Origin of the sequence: Paenibacillus sp. JCM 10914 (genome assembly GCF_001315105.1) — a bacterium.
GTDB lineage: Bacteria > Bacillota > Bacilli > Paenibacillales > Paenibacillaceae > Paenibacillus_AQ.
Genome location: NZ_BAZR01000039.1, coordinates 1 through 26111, shown reverse-complemented (window position 1 = coordinate 26111; position 26111 = coordinate 1). Strand labels below are relative to the sequence as shown.

The 26111-nt window shown below is 43.3% G+C and carries 12 protein-coding genes; 5 read left to right on the top strand and 7 right to left on the bottom strand.

The features are described from left to right. Positions 1-249: 249 nt before the first annotated feature. From JCM10914_RS25450 to JCM10914_RS28645, 4 genes are read right to left on the bottom strand one after another with little or no spacing between them, the layout of a single operon-like run. Entirely contained in the window at positions 250-573 is a 324-nt protein-coding gene (locus JCM10914_RS25450; protein ID WP_023966376.1) for a heavy metal-binding domain-containing protein, read from the bottom strand. A gap of 48 nt (positions 574-621) precedes the next feature. Further along, complete coding sequence (locus tag JCM10914_RS25445) at positions 622-1380, bottom strand: ABC transporter permease (protein ID WP_148300259.1); 759 nt, start codon at positions 1378-1380, stop codon at positions 622-624. Positions 1381-1437: 57 nt separating this feature from the next. Then, a complete protein-coding gene (locus JCM10914_RS25440) occupies positions 1438-1629 on the bottom strand; it encodes a PLD nuclease N-terminal domain-containing protein (RefSeq protein WP_231638762.1) in 192 nt (63 codons plus the stop codon). Between the two features lie 16 nt (positions 1630-1645). Further along, complete coding sequence (locus JCM10914_RS28645) at positions 1646-2437, bottom strand: thioesterase II family protein (RefSeq protein WP_023966370.1); 792 nt, start codon at positions 2435-2437, stop codon at positions 1646-1648. Positions 2438-2987: 550 nt separating this feature from the next. Here JCM10914_RS28645 and JCM10914_RS25430 point away from each other — a divergent pair. The 5 genes from JCM10914_RS25430 (at position 2988) to JCM10914_RS25410 (ending at position 7926) form a co-directional block, all read left to right on the top strand. Next, positions 2988-3338, top strand: a complete 351-nt coding sequence (locus JCM10914_RS25430; protein ID WP_023966368.1) for a PadR family transcriptional regulator — start codon at positions 2988-2990, stop codon at positions 3336-3338. Beyond that, positions 3335-3892, top strand: a complete 558-nt coding sequence (locus JCM10914_RS25425) for an HAAS domain-containing protein (protein WP_036720106.1) — start codon at positions 3335-3337, stop codon at positions 3890-3892. The genes JCM10914_RS25430 and JCM10914_RS25425 overlap by 4 nt, the downstream gene beginning before the upstream one ends. Then, a complete protein-coding gene (locus JCM10914_RS25420; RefSeq protein ID WP_023966365.1) occupies positions 3889-4539 on the top strand; it encodes a DUF4097 family beta strand repeat-containing protein in 651 nt (216 codons plus the stop codon). The genes JCM10914_RS25425 and JCM10914_RS25420 overlap by 4 nt, the downstream gene beginning before the upstream one ends. Positions 4540-4541: 2 nt before the next feature. Then, positions 4542-4736 carry a hypothetical protein gene (locus tag JCM10914_RS25415; protein WP_023966363.1) on the top strand — a complete coding sequence of 65 codons (195 nt, stop codon included), beginning with the start codon at positions 4542-4544 and terminating at the stop codon, positions 4734-4736. A 103-nt stretch (positions 4737-4839) separates the two neighbouring features. Further along, a complete protein-coding gene (locus tag JCM10914_RS25410) occupies positions 4840-7926 on the top strand; it encodes an efflux RND transporter permease subunit (protein ID WP_023966362.1) in 3087 nt (1028 codons plus the stop codon). A 215-nt stretch (positions 7927-8141) separates the two neighbouring features. Here the strand turns inward: JCM10914_RS25410 and JCM10914_RS25405 are convergent, their stop codons facing one another. The 3 genes from JCM10914_RS25405 to JCM10914_RS25395 form a co-directional block, all read right to left on the bottom strand. Then, the gene (locus JCM10914_RS25405; RefSeq protein ID WP_052019919.1) at positions 8142-17966 is read right to left on the bottom strand and encodes a non-ribosomal peptide synthetase; all 9825 of its coding nucleotides are present in this window, start codon (positions 17964-17966) and stop codon (positions 8142-8144) included. Further along, positions 17899-23541: a non-ribosomal peptide synthetase gene (locus JCM10914_RS25400; protein WP_023966358.1), complete on the bottom strand. Its 5643-nt coding sequence runs from the start codon at positions 23539-23541 to the stop codon at positions 17899-17901. Before JCM10914_RS25400 ends, JCM10914_RS25405 begins: the two co-directional genes overlap by 68 nt. A gap of 121 nt (positions 23542-23662) precedes the next feature. Next, the coding region (locus JCM10914_RS25395) for a condensation domain-containing protein (protein ID WP_036720103.1) at positions 23663-26111 on the bottom strand (2449 nt) is incomplete at its 5' end.

Sequence of the window (26111 nt, the reverse complement as noted above, 5' to 3'; positions counted from 1 at the left end):
TCCATCAAAAACATTAATATCCTATTCAATCCAGTTCAGTTAAATATATTCTTTCGCCAGTGAACTGGTTGTAATACACTCTTTTCATAATATTTTCGATTGGATCGTAGAACACCTCATTTGTAGGTTCAAAGTTCGGTGGTGGTTTCTGAATCGCTGCTGCGAAACGTTTGTCTTTTTTCGAACTGATCACGATTAGAACAGTGAATATGATAATTTGAAACACGACGTAAGCAACAATAAATTTCATCATTCGATCTTTTCAGCAATTACAGCGGTGCCATAAGCCAAGACTTCAGTCATGGAACTCCCGATAGAAGCCGAGTCGAATCTAACCATCACTACAGCATTTGCTCCCATAAGAGAGGCATTCTTAACCATCCTATCAATTGCTTGTAACCGAGTATCTTCAAGCAACTCTGTATATTCTTTTATTTCTCCTCCCACCAAACCTCGGAAGGCCGCCGTAATATCTTTGCCGACTCCTCTTGATCGACAAACGATTCCAAAAACGGTCCCCTTCAATTCCACCACTCGGTACGAAGGAATATTTTCACTCGTTACTACAATCATTAACTGTTTTCACCACCCTGAATAGCAAGTTTTTAGAGATTACAAAAACTAATTTTCAGCACGTTTAAAACAAAACAATCCGATAAAGCCTACAACTAAGGCAATAGCACTAATACCTCCAATAGCTGGCCAAAAATCAGTGCTCTGTTCCATTATTACATTAATGGAATCATCAATTATTTTGGAAGGGCTTATACGATAAACGAAATCATCTTGATTCATGAAAGTGGGGACGAAGGACAATGAGAAATGAATAAGAATTGCGATGCCGCCAGCAACCGCAGGACTTTTGGCAATAGCCGATGCAGAAACCGCCAAAAAAACACCTAATATAAGGTAGGGAATATAAATCAAAGTAGCCAACAAAATTCGATAATAATCGACGCTATCAAACAGTAAATCAGTAGTAATGGCCGTGATGGCCATGGCAATCAGCATACTTATAGCGACTAATATTGAATTCGAGATTATTTTTGCCCAGTAATATCCGCTTTTGCCGATTGGTTTGACTAATACTAAAGAGGCCACTCCAGAAAGCCGCTCATTGACAATCGTACCCATTGTCATAATGATAACAACAATGGAGCCGATGACTCCGAACTTTCCGAGCGATGTAGCCATAATAGTAGTAGCATCAGGCGTAGGAATCTGAATAACAGAACCATTGGGCAAATCAGACAGATCCTTTAATAATTGGGGAAGTAACTTAAACATAACCGGTTGCATTACGGTTAGGACAATGAAAATGAGCAGAATGATTGCGATTTTGTATGACCTGATCATTTCAAGAAATTCTTTTTGTAACATTGTAACAAACACACTTCATCACCGCTTTCGAGATAGGAATAGCAACCCATCTAAAAATTATGTATCTTTACGGCCCGCAAGCAGGTAGATGATTGGTCCAAGTGTGTTAACAAATATAATGACAAGCACCCAAATCCACTTTTTATCGCCTCTTACCTGTGAATTATCCCTTCGAGAGATATCTGCCAAAGCAACAATAACGAGAATAAGCCAAATAACTGCCAAAGGAATTAAATAAATCGGTTCCAAATCTTCACTCTCCATCTCATCGTTTCATAGTAAACCTTTTCATTTCTTCAATACCAATAAGCGAAATCATGTTAACCAAACGTGATTGTTGTTGATGTAAAAAAAAGTGATCGCCATCCAACATAAAATAATTGAATCGATTGGTCGTATGTATTTTCCACTCTTTAAGATCATCGGGAGAAACGTCAGGATCCTTGTTGCCACCAAAAGCTGTGATCGGAATATCGAGTGGTACTTCTTCAATATAACGGTATAATTCGCAAATCCTAAAATCCGAACGTAAAATAGGCAGGAAAAATTCGACAAATGATTTATCAGAAATCGTTTCTGTGGGGGTTCCGTTCATGTTGATAATTTCCTGTAGAAATTCATGGTCCGGAAGTGTATGCAAATGAGGTTCTGAATCTTCTAAATGAGGGGCTCTGTATCCCGATACAAACAAATGAACAGGTGTAGTTTCGTGAGTTCTTAATCGACGGCATAGTTCAAAACTTAGGAGCGCTCCCATACTATGACCGAAAAAAAAGTAGGGAAGATCTGATAATGGTAGGATAGCTTCTACCAATTCATCAATGATAGAAGACAAGTTAGTCGGAAGATTCTCGCTAATTCTGGCCCCTCTCCCTGGTAGCTGTATTGGATAGACGCCAATCTGAGGGGGAAGTAGTCTATTCCATTCACGATATATCGAAGCGTTACCACCTCCATAAGGGAAACAAAATAGTCTCGCCATTTCCTTCGGTTTGTGTTCTGTCGAAAGAAAATACTTCGATTCACGAAGATTACGACAGTTATAATTCATAACCATAATTACCAACGACCTATCTTTTAGGTAAGTTTCCTACATTTTGGAACTTAATAAGCATAATATAAAATTGCGTATATTGTCAAGCATTGTATTTTTTTAGGAAAATTAACCACTACAGATAATAAACTAGTGCTCTGTAACCATTAAAGAACATGTAGATTCGAACATCTGGAGTGGGAAAACGCCAGTTTACGGTTGGCCACCATAACGATTTTACTTAGCTTCCGTATAGTGAACGTCGACTAAATGCAAGCGTAGGCTATTAATCTCGCCCTGCTTTCCCATCCATTTTGGAGGTGTAGTCTGTCCGTTTTTCCAGATCAAGCGCGTCTTGCTTGCCTTTTTCGGCGTTTTCGCAAGTTTCTGGTCTTGTTTTCATGGACGTTGTAAGCTTCTGTAATTCCTACGTCTGCCCATGCCGGTCCCTCTTCGCCTTCATCGGCTCTAAGTATAATGTGAGCAGGATTGAAAATTCAAAAAAAGGAAAATTATACAATTATACCTTGCGCTGCATAGTACCTTGTGCTACACTCATCTCAAGGTGATGACTATGAATATAAATGAATGGATATCCCAAGTCAGAAGAGGGATTTTGGAGTATTCGATCTTACTTCTTCTCAAACAGAAAAAGCGATATGGTTATGAATTCACGGCTTTGTTAAGCAAATGGGAAATTCTATCCGTTACAGAGGGAACTCTATACCCCCTGTTAAGACGTCTTTCCAAAGAAAAGTACATTGAATCATTTTGGCAGGAATCAACGTCAGGGCCACCTAGGAAATATTATATTCTCAGTCCATTAGGGAAGGAGCTTCTAGAGGAAATGTCGGAGGAATGGGGAAACTTAGTTGATGCCATTCAACAAATCGATAAATCGGAACAAACGGAGGAAATGCCATGAGTGTTCACATCGATAAATACATTAAAGAGTTGGACCGCTGCCTTCAATCTTTACCAACGGCCGATAAAGAGGATGCAGTTAAAGAGATATATAGCCATATTTATATGGCTGTATCTAGCGGAATAGCTGAGCAGACGGTATTGAACAATTTGGAACCCCCTGCCAAGCTTGCGGAAAGCCTGATAGCTGAGATGAAAATTGAACAAGCACAAAAAACACCAGGAATTAATCGTACCTTCCGAGCCATTTTATCAACCGTACGTCTGGGAGTTCTACATGTGTTATTCGTTTTAATCCCTATAAGCGTACTTTATCTAGTCCAATTCGCATTAATAGGGTTCGGTATCATCTGTATGTTTATCGTTCCTATTATGATCTTAATCGATAACGGTCTTTCGGTCGAATTCCTAAAATATGTTTTCGTCTTCCTGAGCTTTTTCGGATTCGGCCTTTTACTACTTTCACTGATGTTCCGATTTACGGTCTGGTACTCAAAAGGGGTTCTAAACTATCTGTTGGATTCTTTAAGGAAAGCGAGGAAATCATTTCAATGAAGTTATGGAAACATTCTTTATTACGTATAGCGCTTACTTGTATCGTAATCGGACTTGTCGGCAATTTAATCTTATATTTTCTTAATGCGTCCCCATTCAATGTAGAGGAAATTAACGAAAATAAATCATTCAATAACGATATCAACAATATTCAAATAAACACCGCTATGGATGATATCCGAATCGAGCGAGTTTCAGGAAATACCATTACATTATCTAGGCTTGGTTCCCAATCGGTACAATACACAGATAGATTAGAATTAACTACGTCTGTCGATAACGGTACATTATATATCTCCGTCGAGGAATTGAAGAAACATCGGTTCACAATCAGTGCCCGCTATAATGTTGCCCTTACACTTTCTGTGCCGGATAAAATCTTTGATTCCATCACCGTTACTACAATCACAGGTGATATTCATTTGAATAACATCCGCTCGAATGATATTGCTTTAAATTCAAACACCGGTCATATTCATGCTAGTGATACCTATAGTCGTATAAATAATATAAGAACAATCACAGGTGACATTAATCTCGATGGAAATTTAATGTCTCTCAAACTCTATTCCACAACAGGCAAAATTGCCATCAAGCTGGCTGAATTAGCGGGAACATTCAAGTGGATTCCATTACTGGAGATATAGCTTTGTACGTTGACAAGATCGTTAATGATATCCAAACGACACTTCGCACTAGTACCGGGGAGCTTCGTACCGATATTCCTGGCCTGGAACTTTCAAGTGAAGGCGACAAATTTCTGACTCGATCCTTAGGTGCAGGGGGCTTCCAGGTCCAAATTTCCAGTGAGAATGGAGATATCACATTTAATCAATCGAAATAGTAATCATCATAGATGATATATAAAAGAGCTGTTTGGATACATTTAAAAGATAAATCGACAACTAAAGAGGACATCCAAACCTAACATATTAGGAGGAATTCCCTTGAATAAATTGACAAACTTTTCTTTGAAAAATATCACCGCCATAATTATTATCTTATTAATGTTGGTTGGTGGTGGTCTTTATTCCGTATCCACTCTCAAAATCGATTATTTACCCAAACTCGATGCCCCGTATTTAATGGTAAACACCTTCTATCCGGCAGCACCTAATGTTGTTTTGGATCAGGTAACCAAACCTCTTGAAACTAGTCTCTCAAACATTGAAGGAGTTTTGCGAACTCGATCGGTTTCCAGCGACAACTTTTCTGGTATTCAAGTCGATTTAAAAGACGGAGTTCGGCCGGATATCATGAAAGCGGAAATAGAGAAGGCTTTATCCACAGTCCATTTGCCATCAACCGCAGGAAAACCAGATGTCAATACAGTATCGACGACGACCGATCCTGTTTACGAGTTGGCTTTATCAGGTGATGGATTATCGCAAAAGGAACTTGATGATCTTGCTAATTCCTATATTCTACCCGCCTTAAAATCGGTAGAAGGTGTCCAGCGAATCGAAGTGCTTGGAAACAATGAAACCACTCTTTCTATTCAATTGGATGCAAATCTATTGAACGCGAAAGGTATTAATCCTTCTGAAGTGACAACCTCTATTAAAAACAACTTAGTTTCCGGACCGGCCGGCACGCTGACTGTGGGTGGAAATACAGAGATGGTTACTGTTACAAGTAAAACAGAATCTTTGACGCATCTCGAGAATCTCTTGATTGGTCAAAAAAGGGTCAGACTGGCAGAGCTTGGCGTAGTAAAATACACACAGCAATCCAAATACATTGCAAGACTGAATGAGCAACCTTCAATCCAAATAAACATTGTGAAATCGGAATCTGCAAATATTGTAGAGTTAAACGACAAAGTAGATACATTGATTAATGAATGGAAAACAACGATTCCAAAAGCTCAGTTCGAAGTCGTGTATAGTGGATCAAAAGAAATCAAACATACAATTAGCAGTATGCTTCGCGAAGGCGCCCTTGGTGCAATATTCGCCTCTCTCATGATTCTAGCGTTTCTAAGAAATACAAGAATAACCCTGATTGTGTTGGTTTCCATTCCTCTTTCCATTCTTGTCAGCTTGTTATTCTTATCCTGGTTCGATATCACTTTAAATATTATGACGATCGGTGGGCTCACCATTGCGATTGGCAGGGTCGTGGATGACAGCATTGTCGTTACCGAAAACATCTACAGTCAATTGCAAAAGACATATGAACGCAAGGAATCTGTTATTCTTCAGGCTACGAAGCAGATTTCATCAGCCATAACCTCCTCAACACTTACCACAATTGCAGTATTTATACCTCTTAGTCTGGTAAGCGGGGTGGTAGGCACTTTGTTCAAACCCTTTGCCCTCACTATTGTATCTTCCTTATTGGCCTCATTGCTTGTGGCATTAACAATCGTACCTGCACTCATAAAGATTACGATCATTCAAAACAAAACAAAACCATTGGACCATAAAGAAAAAAAGCAGCGTTTCATGACTACCTACAACCGGATTATCGTTGGAGCCTTGAATCATCGGTTTAAGACACTAATAATTACAGCTGTCATATTTCTGGTAACGATCGTCGTTATCACTCCTAAGCTGCCAGTACAAGCTTTACCTCAGGGAGAATCATCCAACAAGCTAGCATTCCATTTATCCCTTCCGAGAGAAATTTCCAAGTCAACAATGAATTCGAAAATTAAAGAAGTTGAGCAGCTGTTGGTTCATGCTAAGGATCAAGATGATAAATTGTTCAGCTCTGTATTGGCGGTTGTAGGGTCTGATGGGGGAAGTGAAATCGAATATTCTTATAAATCCATTATTCTTGCAGATACGAAAAATTCATCAGATAAGCAAGAGGTTATGGATCAATATAAAGCCAAAATTCTCGCTCTTCTTCCAATAGGATCGACAGTAGAATCGAATGTCTATCATGATGGTATAGGTGGCTCAGCCAATTCATTGTTCTCATACACTGTGCTAGGCAACGACGACGCAAAATTGAAAGAAGCCGCAAACTTAATACGAAACAAGTTGAGTGAATATGCCGAACTCAAAAACATCACAGACACCTTATCAGAAGCTAAAAAGCAAGTCCAGATTACCGTTGATCAAACCAAAGCTGCCCAATACGGGATGAATACTGCTCTCATCATGGACTCGGTTCAAAGTTGGATCATGACTCAAAATCTCGGTGAATTGTTTCTAGACGGCCAGTTATATCCAACAACACTTGAAGTAACACCCTGGATGAATAATTCAGTCAACAGCATGAAAGAAATCACCTTTTATCTACCAGATAGTTCTTCCGTTAAACTGAATGAATTAGCACAAATTGATGAAATTGACGCCCCCTTTGATATTAAGCGGGAGAACCAAAATTTGGCCATCAGTATATTTGCTGAAATTAACGGCGAAGATGTAGGTGGGATAAGTAACAAAATCGCAAGTTCTTTGGACGAAATTCCATTACCAGCAGGAATAGAAAGGGAAACAGCCGGGGCTGCTGCGCAAATCAACCAAGGATTTCAGGAGATGTTTGTAGCAATATGTGCTTCTGTGTTTATCGTCTATTTGATCATGGTGATTGCATTTCGAAATGCAAGAGCTCCATTTTCCATTTTGTTCTCATTGCCGTTCGCTTTGATTGGCGGTATTCTCGGATTGTACATCACAGGCGATGCGTTAAGTATTACTGCCTTAATCGGTTTCCTAATGCTTATCGGGATTGTCGTGACAAATGCTATTGTTCTGATTGACAGAGTTCAACAACTGAGAGAAGAAGGTAAGTCAATAAGAGATGCACTAACAGAAGCCAGTTCCACGCGCTTAAGACCGATTATTATGACTGCTGGCGCAACGATTATGGCCTTATTACCTCTCACTTTCAGCAGTACAGGAGGTTCCGTTATCTCAAAGGGATTAGCTGTTGTCGTCATTGGTGGATTAATATGTTCTACTTTGCTGACCTTAATAATTGTACCGATCATTTACGAATTATTGTACCACTCCGAATCCAAGAAGCACAAAACTGTACTTCCTCCGTTGGAGACGGTATCACAAGAAGGATCCTCGTAACAAATCTAATAAAATTATGAAGAGAGGACATTATTAAATGTCCTCTCTTATGGCGGTCGCTCAATAGATAAAAGTACTAGAAATCAGTTTTCTTAGAATCTTTTCAGTGTTATAAATTCTTACTGGGCCATGCGAGTCACTCCCGAACATTCGTTTGAACTCAGTTTATCAAACGAATGTTCGTATTTATGATCTTGCTGTAGCTAATCTGAGACTCACAGTATTATTTGGTCTTTTTCTAATGTTTTTAAATGACCATATTGAAGCACTGATTGCAAATAATGCATATACCGTAAAGCAATCCCTTCGACAAACTCTTTACCGTAGTGATTTCGGCTGAACAGCCAATTCATCGTAAGCCGACCATTCGATACGAGACAACTGATGTCAAGTAAATGAGTTCGAACAGCTTTTTCACTCACAGTCTGTCCTACCGACTCCCTTGCAAATCCGAATAAGGAGTTTTCCTCTATAAGTTGATCGACTTGCCCAAAATAATTGAAACAAATTTGAGGATGAGCCTCAATTTCGAAGCGGGCTCTGATTTGCTCTTCCGATAGATATCTCAGCAATCCGTAGTTAATACCGCTGTTCGGCACACTCTTTAATAATCCACTAACATGTAACACAACTTCCAGGTAATTATCTGCCTCCCCCAAGCGCAATTTGAGGGGATACATACTTGTAAACCATCCAACGGTGCGTGTTAAATTAATTCGTTGACCTAATTCTTCATTTCTTCCATGTCCTTCGAAATGAACAGTAATCTCCTCGTTCCCCGTCCATTCCCTAATCGTAAGCATCAACGCAGTCAATAACCAATCGTTAATATGCGTATCCATCATTTGAGGTAGTTTAAACAGTTTCGACGTATCTTCTTCTGACAGCGTAGCCGATACATGAGCAACATCTGCTTGGGTATTAGATCCATTGTCAAATTGCTTTGGTAAACTGAAACCTCCCCTCAATTGATTCATCCAAAATTCCATCTCCCGCAAGGTTTGATCTTCTCGTGCCAATCTACTGAGAAGGGTGGTCCATTCTTGATAAGATGTCGACTTCGGCAAGATCCTTATTTCTTCATGATTGCTCAGTTTCGCATACGTCCTCATTATATCCTCAATAATCAAGCGCCAAGAAACGACATCAACCACCAAATGATGGGCAATGATCAGCAGTCGTCCATTCTTCTCACCTAAATCAAAATACACGAACCTCATGATAGGCCCCGCCGTGATGTCAAGACTCCGTTGCACTTTGTCTGATCTTTTCTCAATGGCCTGTTGTTGTTCTTCGGATGCCAATGCCGATACATCTATTACTTCTAATACCGCCTGAGGATGTTCTTCTGCATAATACTGGATCCACTCACCATCCCTTTGCTCAAATCTCACCCGCAAGATATCATGCTGAAGCAATAAATGCTGGATGCATTTCTCGAGGAGTTTCTGATTTACTGAAGTTTTGATTTCTAGCATTATGGACTGGTTCCAATGATGGAAATCCTCATGCTGCTGTTCGAAGAACCAATGTTGTATTGGCGTTAAAGGCATTTCTCCGGTGAGAATCACCTCAGTCTCGTTCGACTCCGACAATAAGACGCTGACCTTTGCCAATTCTGAAATAGTTTGGTGTTCAAACATTTGCTTCGGTGTTATTTGGATACCCGACTCAAAAGCCTTAGCAACGACTTGAATAACAAGTAAGGAGTCTCCACCCAATCCAAAGAAATTATCGTTCATTCCTATGAGCTGAATCCGAAGCACTCGGCTCCATACATCTGCCAAACTCTTCTCTCTTTCACTTCTCGGAGGCACATACGCGACCGTGTTCCCCTCTGTCACCCCAATCGATAACGGTAGCATTTTTCGATTGATTTTGCCGTTAGGAGTCAAAGGGAGGCGATCCATAACAATGAAAACAGCCGGAATCATGTAATTAGGCAACTTTTCCTGTGAGTAAGACCTGATCAAGAGGGTATCTGTATCCAAATCGGGTTCCGTTTCTAAGTATGCTACGATTTGTTTATTACCTTGTTCGCCTTCCCTAACGATAGCTGCCGCATTACGTACAGAAGGATAGGCTCGCAACACTTCTTCGACCTCTCCCAATTCCACTCTAAAACCTCGAACTTTGACTTGGTTGTCCAACCGTCCAAGATATTGGATGGAGCCGTCCTGTAAGTATCTAGCTATATCCCCTGTACGATACAGCCTGTCATCCCTACCATTAGAGAAACGATTACGTATAAATCTTTCTGCCGTTAGTTCCTCCTTATTCCAATAACAACGGGCTAACCCATCGCCTCCCAAGTACAACTCACCGGGAACTCCGATTGGAACACGGTGGAGATTCGAGTCCAGAATATAGGTCGTCGAATTAGGAAGCGACTTGCCGATCGTCGGTACACATCCCCTCTCCACAAGTTCATACGTAGAATATGTCGTATCTTCAGTTGGTCCGTATAAATTAAACACCTTTTGAACCGTACCTGTAGCATACAACTGTTCAACCAATGTGACAGGCAACGCTTCTCCTGCTAAATTCACCACATTTACTGAGGGAGGTATCGCGTTCACTCTCAACAGTTCTATGGTAGCCGAAGGTACGGTGTTTATGATTGTCACTTCACCTGCAACCGGAGACTCTAAGAGCGAGAGGATATTCTCCTCTAGAATGACACGACCTCCTACACACAGTGGAACGAACAATTCAAAAACAGACAAATCAAAACAAATGGAAGTCGAGAATAAGGAGCCTTTGAAAATGTCCTGTTGGTAAGTCTCTTTGGCCCATTGGATAAGTCCGAACACACTCTTGTGTTCAATAGCTACCCCTTTGGGTTTTCCCGTTGATCCGGAAGTATATATGATATAGGCCAAATTGGAGGGTGTAACCGGAACGGATAAATTGCCGCATTGATTTGCATCGTGCGAATTCACATCATCCATCGGAAGAATTGTCAAACCATCAAGGTTCAACTTAAGCTCCGCATTCCTGTCCGTGAGTATCAAGGAAATGTTTGAATCCTCCATCATATAACGCAAACGCTCTGTCGGATACTTGGGATCTAACGGGACGTATGCCGCACCTGATTTCATAATTCCAAGCAACCCAGCGACCATGTCCGGTGAACGGTCCATACACAATCCAACTAATGATTCTGGCCCTGCTCCTAGGCTGCTCAGAAGCTGAGCAATTCGATTCGCCTTATCGTTTAATTGGGAGTAGGTCAAGTGTTCTTCCCCGAATAACAAGGCGATTGAATCGGGCTGAATATATGCTTGACGTTCGAACAACCGATGCACGCACTCCGCTTCTTCGAAATCCCGCCAGTTTGTTTCGTTCCATTGCTCTATAAGCTCTCTTTCGTGATCCGATAACAAATTCATATCCGCTATTCTCTTTTCTGGATCTTCTACGGCAGAGTGGGCAATCATCAACAGATGTTCCAACATCCTCTCGGCAGTTGAGCGGTCAAATAAATCGATATTGAATTCCAAAGAAGCATGAATACCTTGCGAACTTTCCGTCATTGTGAGCGTCAAGTCATATTTCGCTCCCTTAGAATCCGGCAAATCCACATCCATTGGATAAACCTGCAATCCCGGTACTTCTTCATTCATGCTTAATTCGGTATTTTGGAGAACAAACATAACTTGAAACAGCGGGGAGTACTGTAGACTTCGTTCTAATTGCAAGTCATCTACTATTTTCTCAAAAGGTAAATCCTGATGGGTGAACGCATCCAACGTCACTTTCTTGACACGAGATAACAATTCCCTGAAAGTACTGTCCCCTGACACATTCGTTCTCAATACCAACGTGTTCACAAACAGCCCGATTAGATTTTCCAGCTTACTATCCTTTCTCCCCGCTACCGGACTGCCGATTAGAATGTCTTCTTGACCTGTATATCGGTACAACAAAACATTAAATACCGTGAGTAAGGTCATATATAAGGTTGTACCCTCGGTATGACAAAGCTCTTTCAACTTCTGTGTTACCCGTTCGGGAACAAGGGACGTCACGATATCTCCTCGATTGGATTGAACAACCGGTCTAGGCCGGTCGGTAGGCAACTGAAGCATTGGTGCAGCGTCATGCAACTGCTCCAGCCAATACTTCAACTGATTCTTCAACAAGTCCTTCTCCAACCACTTCCGTTGCCAAATCGCATAATCCGCATATTGAATCGGAAGTTCTGGAAGTTCCAGATTTCCCCTGCTGCTATTAGCCCTATACATGACCAACAGATCTCTTATCAATACACCTACAGACCATCCGTCAGATACAATATGGTGCATAATCAATAGCAGAACATGCCGATCTTCGGTAATCCGGCAAAGACCCGCGCGAATAAGCGGTCCTTCACTTAGGTTGAACGGTGTAGAACATAGTTCTACACAAGTCCGTTCCCATTCTTGGTCTGTTTCCCCATTCCCCGCTATGTTTAGATTGACGCTTCGAATAGGTAGCGAAAACGGCTCCGTGACCCTTTGTAGGGGATGTCCGCTTTTGTTTACAAAGACGGTTCTGAGCGATTCATGTCTCTTAATCAACCCGTCGATTGATCTTTGTAGTGCTCCGATATCCAATTCACCTTCCAAAACGAGACCCAGAGGTGCGTTGTAGAGAGAACTTGCCGGTAGTAGCTGATCGATAAACCACATCCGTTGCTGAGAAAATGACAACGGTGCTTCCTCATGTCCCTCGGCTTTCATAATGGACGGCAATCTTTGCGATAACCCATTCTCCAGAACACTTTCCAGATAATTGGCCCATTCTTCCAAAACAGGGTAATCAAACAAAGACTTAATCGGTACGTCCAAAGAATATTTTTCCCTTACCTGGGAAATAACAGACAAGGCATGCAATGAATGCCCCCCCAGATCAAAAAATTGGCTCCTTAATCCGATAGGCCCCACCTTTAAAATCTCCGACCAAATTTCGGCCATATCTTTCTCCAACGGCGTTTGGGGTTCCTGATAAGGTACAGTGTCATTCCATTCTTCCATCTCCGTTTGGGCCAGACTTTTCTTGTCTATCTTACCACTTTCGTTTAAAGGCATTTGATCAAGCCTCAGATACAACGAAGGGATCATATAATGAGGAAGTCGGTTTTGCAGTTGGATCCTTAGTTCGTCAGGACTTAAATTTACTTTCGCTTGAGAAGTATAAAAAGCGATAATACGTTTATCAGCGTTGCCATAGTCCGTTACTATAACGGTGGCCTCTTCTATGCCCGGTATCAACCTAATCATGTCTTCCACTTCGTTAAGTTCCACGCGGAAGCCTCTGATTTTAACTTGACTGTCCATTCTCCCAAGAAACACCATGTTGCCGTCATCTAGATAACACACCTGATCCCCGGTCCGGTAAAGTCTTCCACCATCCTTGAACGGAGAGGGTAAAAACTTATCGTCTGTAGCTTCCTCGAGATTTAGATAACCTCTTGCCAAACCCGGGCCAGATATGAACAATTCTCCGGGTACTCCAATCGGAGTCCGTCGTCCCCACTTATCCAGAACAAATAACTTGGTGTTCCAAATAGGTATCCCGATCGGTAACGGATCTCGGGCATCCGAGCAACGGTAAATCGTTGCACATACGCTTGCTTCCGTCGGGCCATAAGCATTAAAGAATGCCCTGTCTTGACCCCAAAGAGTTACTAACTCCGCCTGACATACATCTCCCGCAACGATTAACGTTTGCAAAGACGGTAGATCTGAAGGTTCTAGGTGAAAGAGATATGCCGAAGGTAACGTTATCGTCGTAATAGCTTGTTGCCGTAACAAATCAAGGAGCATCTTCGGTGAAGACAGTGTTTCCTGATCGGCTAAATACAACCTGGCACCCGAGAACAATGCCATAACCATTTCCGATACGGATGCATCAAAGTTCATGGATGCGAACTGCAACACGCGGCTTTCCGCTGTAACTCCAAATCGCTCGATTTGGGCTAAAGCCATGTTCACTACACCACGATGCTCGATCTTAACTCCCTTGGGAAGTCCAGTAGAACCTGATGTGTAAATGACGTACGCCAATTGATCTGGGTTAGCTTTTTTCCATGATATTGCATAGCAACTATCGTCCAGTTCATATTCAATCTCGTCGGTACAAATCACGCATAACCCTTGGTCAGTGAAACTTTCGCTTAAGTGCTTCTGTGTCAGAATAATCCCTAACTTTGTGTCTTGAAGGATATATCCAATTCGATGCTTAGGGTATGTTGGATCTATTGGCACATAAGCACATCCTGCTTTCAGTACCCCTAGTATAGAGACGATAGCGTCAATCGAACGATTCATACTTATGCCAATCAAATCTTCCATGCGCGCGCCTTCCGCCAACAGCATGCCTGCTAGAATTGTGGATCTACGCTTTAATTCTCCGTAAGACATTTCCTCTTCACCATGAACTAGAGCGATAGAGTTCGGATAGAATTCGGCTTGTCTTTCGAACATTTCGTATATCGATAGATCTGGAATTGGTATTTCAGTTCCATTCCATTGATCAAGCTTTTCTCTTTCAGCCTCTGGTAAGATATCTATTTCTGATAACAAACCCTGAGGTCTGTCTAACACCTCTTCCAACCCTTTCACATAATGCTGCAATATGCCTTCAGCCATTTTCGAATCGTAAATGCCAGCGTCGTACATAAGCCCTAACGATAATTGGGAACCCGGTGCGGCGACGAATGACAGTGGATATCCGGTTTGTTCCTTTCCCTGAAAAGATTCAATGATCATCTCTTTGTTATTCTCCATCTTTTCAATTGCCGTCGGATCAACCGGATAGTTCTCGAACACGAACAAGCTTTCGAACAAAGGGACACCCCTCGGGACTTCGCTCCACCCTTGAATATCGAGAATAGAACAGTACTCAAATTGCCGTAGATTGTTTTGTTTCGTTTGAAGTTGCTTTAACCAGTCCAAAACAGTGAATTGGTTAGTTAAGCAGACCCTAACTGGCAAAGTATTGATAAAAGGACCTACCATTTGTTCGACATCCGCGAGATCAGCTGGCCGACCGGATACCGTAGCACCGAACAACACATCGTCCTCGTCGGAATACCGGCTGAGCAACAATGCCCATGCACCTTGCAGCAACGTATTCATCGTCAGTTGGTTGTTGCGCACAAATTCATTCAGACGCTCGGTCATATCTTTCGTGATGAATAATCTGCGCTCCTCATACAGATGTCCACGTTCGCTTGAAGGAATGCCACTTTTTATCCGGATCGGGGTAGGATATCGGAAACCCTCAAGTTCAGCGCGCCAAAAAATTTCAGCCGCCCTCCGATCCTGATTCTTCAACCAACGAATATAATTCGAAAAGGGAGGGCTTGTCGCTATTGCGATTTCTTGATTCCGAATTGCCGATTCATAAAATGTAAACAAATCCTTCATGACAATCGGCAAACTCCATCCATCCAATAAAATATGATGATGGCTCCACACAAAATGGAAGTCTTCCTCGTTGGTTTGAAACAGCGCCCAGCGCATTAATGGAGGCTCGGATAGATCGAATCCTTCTGCACGGTCATCTCTCCTGTAAGATTCGATTGCGGCCTCCCGTTCCTCTGAAGTTTTCCCTCTCAAGTCTTTTAAACGGATATGAACTTCAACCTGCTTACGAATTGCCTGATGGATTTGAACCAAACCATCAGCGAGAACATATGACCTAAAGGTGTCAAATCTCTCAACCACCATTCTCCAAGCTTCTTCAAAAGCCTGGATGTTTAATCCGCCTTTGAAAGCCCAATCGAATTGAACCACGTAATCTCCTTTATATTTATCGTACAAGGAATGGTAGACCATTCCTTGCTGCATGGGAGTCAGAGGATACAATTCGTCGACGTAGCGATCTTGAGCATGGATACGATCTAACTGAAACTGGTTTACAGTTGCCAGAGGGAAATCGGATGGAGTATACCCCCCCGCTTCTTCGGAAAGACAGTGAGCGATAAGTCCGTGAAGATGATCCATATACTCCAATGCTAATCGATCTATCGTTGAACGTTTGTAAATACCACCACTGTATGACCATGTCACATGGAGTTGTCCACCTGCCACCAGCATACTAATTTCAAGTGGATACGGTCTAACTTCATCTGCATTAGTGTTAGAAGCAGTTTGTTCCTTAGCAGTCTGATACATAGGATTTTGTTCGATGGCGCCATCAATCTGTCCCAAATGGTTAAAAATAATGCCAGGGGATGGAAGTTGTCGTAGACTTTCACCTTCGGTCCGCATATATCTCAAAAGTCCATACCCGAAACCATTTAAGGGAATTGACCGCAAATCTTCTTTTATAGATTTGATAAGTTCACCATCTGTTAAACTTGGATCACTATTCAATAAGACAGGGTACAAGGTTGTAAACCAACCGACAGTTCGAGACACATCCAACTGATCATGTATGAATTCACGGCCGTGGCCTTCCATTTGTACGGCTACTCGATTAAATCCTGTCCACTCGCGAATAGTCCTGGCCAGCGCAGCTAACAACAAATCGTTCGTGTGTGTCCGATATACCGCTGGTGTCTTCTTGATCAACTGCCGGGTTTCGTCGGAGGATAAAGATAAGGTAACGTGACATACGGATCTCTCCGTATTATCTCCCCCTGGGAAGTCCACAGGCAGGTTGGGGACCTCTTTCCAATCTTCCCGAAGCCAATAAGCCTGCTCCTCGGAAAGCGTCATCCGTCCGGCATAATCCGATACCTGTTTGGCCCACTCTAAGTAAGAGGTGGTCTTCTTTGGAAGTTGAAGGGTTTGACCTTTCTGGGATTGGGAAAGCAGAGTTTGGAAATCTTCCATCAGGATCCGCCAAGAAACACCATCGACCGCCAAATGGTGAATAACCCAATAAAGTTTAGAGTCGCGCCGTTCTCCCAAGTCAAAATAGTAGAGTTTCATAACAGGACCATTCTCATAATCAAGCCTTTGTTGGGCCTGATTGGTTGCCTCCTTCAGTCGCTCATCAATCAAAGAATCAGAAATCCCGCTCCAATCCTCATATTCAAACGATTGATCAGCCACCTCATTTCGAATTACAGCTTGACGTTCTTCTCCGATTAAGTTGAAAATAACCCTTAAGTTGTCATGGTGACGGAGCAGCTCACATACAGCCGCGTGGACCTGTGACGGATCGGGACGATCTATAAAATTCAATAAAACGGATTGGTTCCAGTGATGGGGTCTGTTAAGCTTTTGTTCGAAAAACCATTTCTGAATAGGGATCAGCGGCATTACTCCTGCAACCAAGCCCTGTTCTGCAATGGTTTCTTTTTGACCAGCAACTGACGACAACTCAGCAATCGTTTGATTTTCAAACAATTGTTTGGGGGTAATAAGCACACCAGCTTGGTTCGCTCTGGAAACAATCTGGATGCTCAATATCGAGTCCCCGCCAAGTTCAAAAAAATTGTCGTGGGTGCCTATATCTTCAACTCCCAATACTTGCTCCCATATTTGTTTCAACAGAATTTCATTTGTTGTTCGTGGTTGTTCATACCCACGCTCTGTCTCCATCCGCCTCACAGGGATTTCCGCCAATGCTTTACGATCTAATTTCCCATTGGAAGTTAGGGGCATTACATCCAAGTTAATAAGATGAGAAGGGATCATATGATTAGGAAGTTGTCGTTTCAAAATCGTTTTCATTTGCTCTTGTGACATGGTTCCATCAGGCACAGAAACGTAATATCCGACGATTTGCTTCTCGCCCGTAATGTCATCTCTTACGATGACTGCTGCATCTTTGACACTTGGTTCATTCTGCAGAACAGCTTCAATTTCTCCGAGCTCGATACGGTATCCTCTGATTTTGACCTGATAATCGCTTCGACCGACAAACTGGATGGTTCCATCCTTAAGAAATCGCCCTAAGTCGCCAGTTCTATAGAGTCGTCCACTCGGTTTTTTTCCGTAAGGATTGGCAATGAAACGTTCACTAGTTAATTCATCCTGATTTAAATAACCCCTTGCAAACCCCCACACCCCCGATAAAAATTTCACCAATAGCTCCAACAGGAACCCGCTTGAGAGTTCGATCTAAAATATAGATTTGAGTATTGGCCATAGGTTTTCCAATGGGAGGATTTATTCCATTGCTTTCACAAAGATGGATCGTTGCACAAACAGTTGCCTCCGTTGGTCCATAAGCATTGTGGATAACCCTCCCCTCAGTCCAGCGGTTAACGATCGAGGCAGTACAAACATCACCTGCCACAATTAATGATTTCAAATATGGCAGTGACTCACCATCCATCGTATTGAGAAGAACGGAAGGCAATGTGACTGTGGTGATTTCCTGCTCGTTCATATAGTTAATAAGCAAACTTCCGGAAAGCGAACGCTCACGGGGCGGCAAACATAGTTGAGCACCCGAAAGTAACGTCATTACGATTTCAGATACGGAAGCATCGAAATTGAGGGAGGCAAATTGCAGAACCTTACTGCTCGTGTCTACTCCAAATTGACGTGATTGAGCGATTGCTAGATTAACCACGCCCGTATGTTCCACCATAACCCCCTTGGGAGATCCTGTGGATCCGGAAGTATACATGACATAGGCCAAATGATCTGCAGCGACTGCAACTGACGGATTCCGCTCATCTTCATCAAGGATCAGTTCCACGACTTGATCCAAACAAAACGCTTTTCCTTCCAATGGCATCTGCCAGGCCAAGTGCTTCATGGTGAGAACAACTCGCACATCCGTATCTTGGAGGATATATGTAAGCCTCTCCATTGGGTACTCGGGATCCAAAGGCACATACGCCGCTCCCGCTTTCCACACTCCTAATATAGCTGCAATGGTATCTATCGATTTTTCCATGTAGATTCCGACCAGTTCTTGCTGCTTGATACCATTCTTACACAAATAATTCGCGATTCGATTGGCTTTGCGATTCAATTCGGCATACGTAACCGTTTGTGCTCCATGAACGATCGCAGTCTTCTCACCCATTCGCACAACCTGCATTTCAAAAAGATCATGGATAGCTTTGTTTCTGGGATATTCAACTGCAGTTTCATTCCACCGCTCCATCCATTCGATTTCTTCTTTTATAAGCGGAAGATCTGTCGCTGTACATTTAGGATTATGACTAATGGATGACAGGATGAACTTAAAGTGTTCTGCCATTCGTTGAATCGAAAGCTTATCAAATAAATCAGTATTATACTCGAAGGTGGCTCCCAGGCCGTTTTCCCCTTCGACAACCGTCAAAGTTAAATCAAATTTGGCAAACCGTCCTTCTATATTGCTGAGGGGATAAGGATACAAACGCGAACCATCCAGTTCAATCGTTTCCTTAACGTTGTTCTGTAGGATGAACATAGTCTGAAAAACAGGAGAGTAACTTACACTTCGTTCAGGTTGGAGCTCTTCCACAACTCTCTCGAAAGGAACATCCTGATTGGAATAAGCCCCAAGTGCGACTTCCTTGACTTGCTTCAAAAGTTGTTTATATGTTGGATTCTTGGATAAATCAACGCGAAAGACGATCGTGTTTACGAAAAATCCGATCATTTGCTCAAATTTTTGATGATTTCTTCCTGAAATAGGGGTCCCAACTACTATGTCCTCTTGCTGGGTATAGCGGTATAACAATAAATAATATGCCGCTAACAAAGTCATAAACAATGTAGTTCCTTCCTGCCGACTTAAACGAGCCAACTCTTCCTGAATTCCAGAGGGCAATGAGAACGTCAGAAAAGATCCGTTGTAAGTTTGCACTGAAGGACGGGGGCGATCCGTAGGTAGTTGCAACAAGGGAGCAGCCCCCTCTAAATGCTGCTTCCAATAAGCCAATTGTTCTTGAATGCGCTCTTCTGACAGCCACTCTTGCTGCCAAATCGCGTAGTCGGCATATTGTAAAGCGAGTGATGGAAGCGCAATGACTTCAGTTTGATCGTACGACTGATATAAATGCAGCAATTCCCGAAGCAAAACCCCGGATGACCAACCATCGTAGATAATGTGGTGAAATAATAGAAGGAGCACATAATTATTCTCTTCCGTTTGATAAAGGTGCATGCGGAAAAGAGGTGCCTCCATTAATTCTATCGGTTTTTCGATTTCTTGCAGCATCAGGAGCAGCAATTGATTATGCTTATCTTCCTGAGGGAGTTCCCTCAAGTCATGGGTAATGAGTACCGGCTCAAGGCTCCTAATCAGTTGCGCTGGTTCATATTGATCTTCATCGAAACTTGTTCGCAATATCTCATGCCTCTTCACGATTTCACGCAAACTATTTTCCAAGCGATCGATTTGCCAATTGCCTTCGAGACTATAAACATCGGGTACATTATACACACCGCTACCCGGCGAGTATTTTTCTAAGAACCACAGCCTCCGCTGAGCGATCGACAAAGGAATTCGATCCGGCCTCATCTTAGGTATGATTTCTATGACAACATCATCATCATCGGAAGTGTATTGACTTACCCATTCCTCCAACAAAGGGTTCTCGAAAAGTGCACGTAATGGAATTTGTTTCTTAAAAGTGTCATTCATACGGGAGACAGCTTGTGATACGAGCAGAGAATGTCCCCCAAGCTCAAAAAAGTGATCCCTAACTCCGACTTTGTCCAATCCTAAAACTTGAGCCCATATGTTTGCAGCAATTTCTTCTTCCGGTGTTCTAGGCGCGATGTAAAACTCAAGGTCCTGCTCTTGCGCGATATTAGGCGGAGCCAACCCTTTACGATCCACTTTACCGTTTGGAGTTAGTGGGAAATTATCGAGAAACATGATGTACTGCGGTATCATGTAGTCAGGTAATTTATTTTTGAGGACACGTTTGATCTCCTGTGCCCCAAGTTTAACCTCCGATTCAAGGACAACATAAGCAACAAGCACGGCTTTCCCATCATTATCCGGTCTTGCATCTACAAGTACTTGCCGGATCCCCTTGTGAGCTAAAAACTGCGCTTCAATTTCCCCCAACTCGATACGGAATCCACGCAATTTGATCTGATAGTCTGAACGTCCGTGAAACTCAATTTGACCGTCTGGTAGCCATTTTGCCAAATCCCCAGTTCGATACATTTTTTCTCCAGTAACAAATGGATTGTCGACAAACTTGGCACTAGTCAAAGCTTCGTCATAGATATATCCTCGACTGACACCGGAACCGCCGATAAACAGTTCTCCCTTCATTCCCGGCGGAAGAAGTTTACGTGCAGAGTCCAGAATATACATTTTTACGTTAGGTAGAGGCTTACCAATCGGTGTCTTTCCAGACTCGGGCATTTCCCAAGCTTCCGTCGGTTCGTAATAACTGGAGTCGATGCAAGCTTCGGTAACTCCGTAACTGTTGATAATTCTCATTTTCTCTGAAAACCTTTCCCAGAGTAATCGATAATCACTCATTTGCAAGTTGTCTGAGCCCAAAATTAGCAGTTTCAAATGCGCTATATTCAAATCGTGAGTGTACACATATTCCATAAGTGGGAGCAACACCGATGGAGTGTATTCCATATGCGTGATTTGATGATTACTTATCCACTCATACAACGCCGGTATGTCGATTCTCACATCATCTGGACAAATGACTAATTGTCCTCCGTTCATTAATGCTCTGATAAGGTCACCCGTAAATACATCAAAAGACAAGCTCGCTAATTGCAATACTTTAACAGGCATTTCTTCAAGTTTGTATTCCTGCTTCCATGCAAAACCAATATTTAATAAGTTCCGATGCTCTACCATTACACCCTTTGGCTCACCAGTAGTCCCTGAGGTATATATCAGGTAAGCCACATCTTCGGGACTTGATTTAAGTCTACTGTTTGTTATGTCGTACTCCTGTAGGGATTCCTCGTTGTATATCAATATGGAAGCCTGTTGTAGTGCGGAGTATTCGATTTCTGGTGAAATAATGACATACTTAGCACGACTATTTTCGATCATATAGCTAACTCGGTTCGGAGGATATTGGGGATCAATCGGCAGGTATGCCGCTCCAGCTTTCATAATGGCCATTATGCTAATTATGGCCTCACAAGAACGATTCATCATTACTCCTATGATATCTCCCGATGTCACTCCGCTCTCGTTCAATTGATTGGACAGTTGATTGGCTTTGACATCTAACTCGCGGTAAGTTAACGACCTTTTACTGTCGACTACGGCCAGCGCATCATGATGACTTTCTGCTTGTTTTTGAAACACCGATACAAAAGTATCTTCCGGCGGATATAATACTCCGGTATTATTCCACATTTTCAATACTAATTCAGCATCCGACTCCGTACATAGAGGAAGATCGAATAACTTGCACTCCCTTGCTTTCACCATGGTTTCCAACAACATCTCGAGTTGTTTCAGCATATTTACTATAATCCATTTTCCAAATCGACTCGCATCATACATCAGGCTCAATGTCATGCGGCTACCAGAAGCTGCAACCAATGTTAAAGGATAATTTGTTTGCTCTTTCGTAAATACACTTCCAATCCTTAATGACCCTTCCTCAACTTCCTGATGATTTTCATTTGATGTGTGGTTTAATGGGAAATTTTCATATACGAAAATACTCTCGAACAACGAAATTCCACGCGGAACGCCGCTGTATCCCTGAATATCAACCAATGGACAGTATTCATACTGCCGCATGCTCAAATTGGCCTTTTGAATTTCATGAAGCCAATCAACGACCTTACATTGCGGTTCCATCGTGACGCGTAATGGTAATGTGTTGATAAACATTCCGACCATCTCTTCGGCTCCGTCCAAATCGGTCGGTCGTCCTGAAACGGTAACACCGAACAACACGTCTTTTTCACCACTATATCCGCCCAACAGGAAGGCCCATGCACCTTGTATCATCGTATTAACGGTAACTTGGTTCTGCCTAGAAAACTGTTGAACTGATTCCGATAAAGTTTCTGTTAAGACGAGTATCTCCTCATCATACTGAAGTCGTCTTTCCTGAGACTTTGCCGTAACATCAATAACGAGTGGTGTAGGAGCTTGAAATGAACCTAGAACTCCCTTCCAATAGACAGCAGCAGCATTATAATCCTGTTTCTTCATCCATACGATGTAGTCTTTATAGGGAAGGGCTTTAGCAAGGAAGAGCTCCTTCCCTGTGGAGAGTGATTCATAGAATAGGGAAAATTCCCTGAACACGATTGGCATACTCCAGCCGTCAAGCAGAACATGATGGCAGGTCCAAATCACCTTGTACAGGTTTGGAGATAGAAGAAACAGCTTCATGCGCATCAGAGGGGCTTTGGTTAATTGAAACCCTTGAACACGGTCGTTTTCTAAATAATTGTTAACCAACTTGACCTGTTCGGATTCCGAGTATGTAGATAAATCCGTGAAGTCCAACAGCATGACAACTTTCTTGTTGACGACTTGAATAAATTCTTTTACACCGTCTACAACGAAGGCTGTCCTCAACACGGAATGTCTTGCGATGATCCTATTCCACGCCTCTTCAAAAAGAGCGGGGTTAAGCGTTCCTTCAATGGTACAACCGAATTGCTGCACATAAGCCCCCGATTCCGGTTCCAACAAGCTGTGATAAATCAATCCTTGCTGCAAAGGAGACACAGGATAAAAAGTTTCAATTGTTCTCTGGTCCACTTGAGATTCCCTCCAGGTCGTCAATACTTATTAATAAGACGATTCGTTTTTTCGGATATCCTTCAAATCATTCAAGGAACATAGGATTGAATCAGTCCAATCCTATGTTCGCTTGAATCCATCAATCATCAGTTGTTCTGAACGCTTCCAAGAACTCATCCAAATCGTCTTGATCCCAACCGAAATCCTCGAAGTCTGAAGGAGTATATCCCCCTGCATCCGGCGAATGGATTTGGGCAATCAAATCACGTAGACTCTCGGCGTAATACCGGGATACCCCTTCAATTGTTTCTCTTCTGTGGCAGTTTTTACTATAGCTCCAATTGATGTGTAGTTGTTTTGCTAAAACCACGAGATTTACATCAATCAAATGGTACCTTTGATTGGATTCACCAAAATTATTCCCACCAAATTCCGATGCTCCGGCAAACATTGAGTTTTCATCCACCATTCGGTCGACATGGCCCATGTAGTTAAATCCGACGGACGGTCTGGAGTCGGGCCCCGATGGTAACTGATCTCCAATACCGTTTAGATATCGCAATATTCCGTAACCAATCCCTTTTCGAGGTACTCGATTCACCTGTTCTTTGACTTGTTTGATAATCCCATCCAACGATTGGTTTTCTTCCTTAACTAGAATTAGTGGGTACATGCTCGTAAACCAACCCACCGTTCTAGACATATCCACACCTTCAATGATGTCCTCCCGCCCGTGTCCCTCCAAACTGAATGCCAATCTCTTATCTCCCGTCCAACGATTAAAAGCTAACAGTAATGCTGTCATTAATATAATGGAAGGCTGCGTATGATAAACAAGCGGCACCTCGTTCAATAACGAATGGGATTCCTCCATACTCATAGAAACCGTGAACCGTTCCGTCGAGGCCTCGGTGTTTACTCCCCCCTGATAATCTAGTGGCAAAGCAGGGAAGGAACCCTGATAATCAGACGAAGTCCAGTATTTGATTTCGGCTTCCAACGATTTTTCGGACCCTGCAAATTGTTCCAAACGCTCGGCCCATTGCTTATATGATGTGGTCTTGACGGGCAGCCTTACCTCCATTTCGTTCAAACATTGCACATATGCCGTCTGGAGATCCTCCAGCAGAATTTGCCAAGATACCCCATCTACCGCTAGATGATGGATCACAAGGAGCAACCTTGCTTCGCCTCGCCCTAAATCAAAGTACACCACACGCAAGAGCAAACCATGGTTCACGTTAAGGCTACTCTGGGCCTTTTCCGCTTGTCTTTCGACCGCAGCCCGCTGATGCTCTCTCGGCAAGGATGAGAAGTCCTCCCACCACAGAGGTATATCTCTGATTTCAGTATGATCCTGCTTCCACACACCATCCTTTTCCTGCCGGAAACGCAAACGTAACGCGTCATGATGATTTACTAAGTGATGCAGCGCTGCCTTCAGCGCTTCTTCCTTCAGCGGTTCTCGCACCGACAACAGCAGTGACTGGTTCCAATGGTTACGGTTCTCCAGCGGTTGCTCGAAGAACCACTGCTGGATCGGCGTCAACGGTACTTCCCCCATCACTTGTCCCTGCTCGGCTTCTACTACCACTTGCGTGCCCGCCGCTTCGGCCAGCTCCGCGATCGTCTGAAACGCGAACATTTGGCGCGGTGTCAGCTTCAGCCCCGCCTGATTCGCCCGCGAGACGATCTGTATGCTCAAGATCGAGTCGCCACCCAGCTCGAAGAAGTTGTCATAGATGCCGACCTGTTCTGCCCGCAGCACTTGGCGCCAGATTTCCGCCAGTTTTTGCTCCGCTTCCGTCCGGGGAGCTACGTATTCTCCCCTGCCAACTACCTCTGGTGCCGGCAACGCCTTGCGGTCCAGCTTCCCATTTGGCGTCAGCGGTAGCGAGCCCAACGTCATAAAGTACGACGGCACCATATAATCCGGAAGTGTCGCCTTCAGGTGTTCACGCAGCTCACCTTGCTCCACGACCCCACTTGTGACAACGTACGCCACGATGGTCTTGTCCGACGCCATATCGTCACGGACGATCACGGCCGACTCCCGTACGGGCAGATGACGAAGCAGCGCCGCCTCGATCTCCCCAAGCTCGATCCGGTAGCCCCGGACTTTCACTTGCTCATCGATTCGTCCCAAGTATTCCAAGTTCCCATCTTGCTGCCAGCGCACCAAGTCTCCCGTCCGGTAAAGGCGCTCGTTCCACTGCGGATGAACGATGAACTTCTCCGCCGTCAACTCCGAACGATTCCAATACCCACGCGCCAAACCGGCGCCGCCGATGTATAATTCGCCTGATACACCCGGGGTCACCAGCTGCATCTCACCATCTAGCACGTACACCTGCGTATTAGCGATCGGGCGACCGATACTAGGCATTTTCCCGTCTGATTCACACTGCTTCATCGTCGTGCACACCGTCGCTTCCGTCGGTCCGTAACAATTGAAGAATCCTCGTCCCTCTCCCCACTGCTCCACCAGTTCCGCCGTACAGACGTCCCCGCCGACGATTACCGTCCGCAGATCCGGAAGTGTTTCGGCCTCCATCGTGCCCAGCAACGACGATGTCATCGACACAGTT

Coding starts and splice junctions, on each gene's coding strand:
- JCM10914_RS25450 (WP_023966376.1), bottom strand. CDS start 573: ATGATTGTAGTAACGAGTGAAAATATTCCTTCGTACCGAGTGGTGGAA.
- JCM10914_RS25445 (WP_148300259.1), bottom strand. CDS start 1,380: ATGTTACAAAAAGAATTTCTTGAAATGATCAGGTCATACAAAATCGCA.
- JCM10914_RS28645 (WP_023966370.1), bottom strand. CDS start 2,437: ATGGTTATGAATTATAACTGTCGTAATCTTCGTGAATCGAAGTATTTT.
- JCM10914_RS25430 (WP_023966368.1), top strand. CDS start 2,988: ATGAATATAAATGAATGGATATCCCAAGTCAGAAGAGGGATTTTGGAG.
- JCM10914_RS25425 (WP_036720106.1), top strand. CDS start 3,335: ATGAGTGTTCACATCGATAAATACATTAAAGAGTTGGACCGCTGCCTT.
- JCM10914_RS25420 (WP_023966365.1), top strand. CDS start 3,889: ATGAAGTTATGGAAACATTCTTTATTACGTATAGCGCTTACTTGTATC.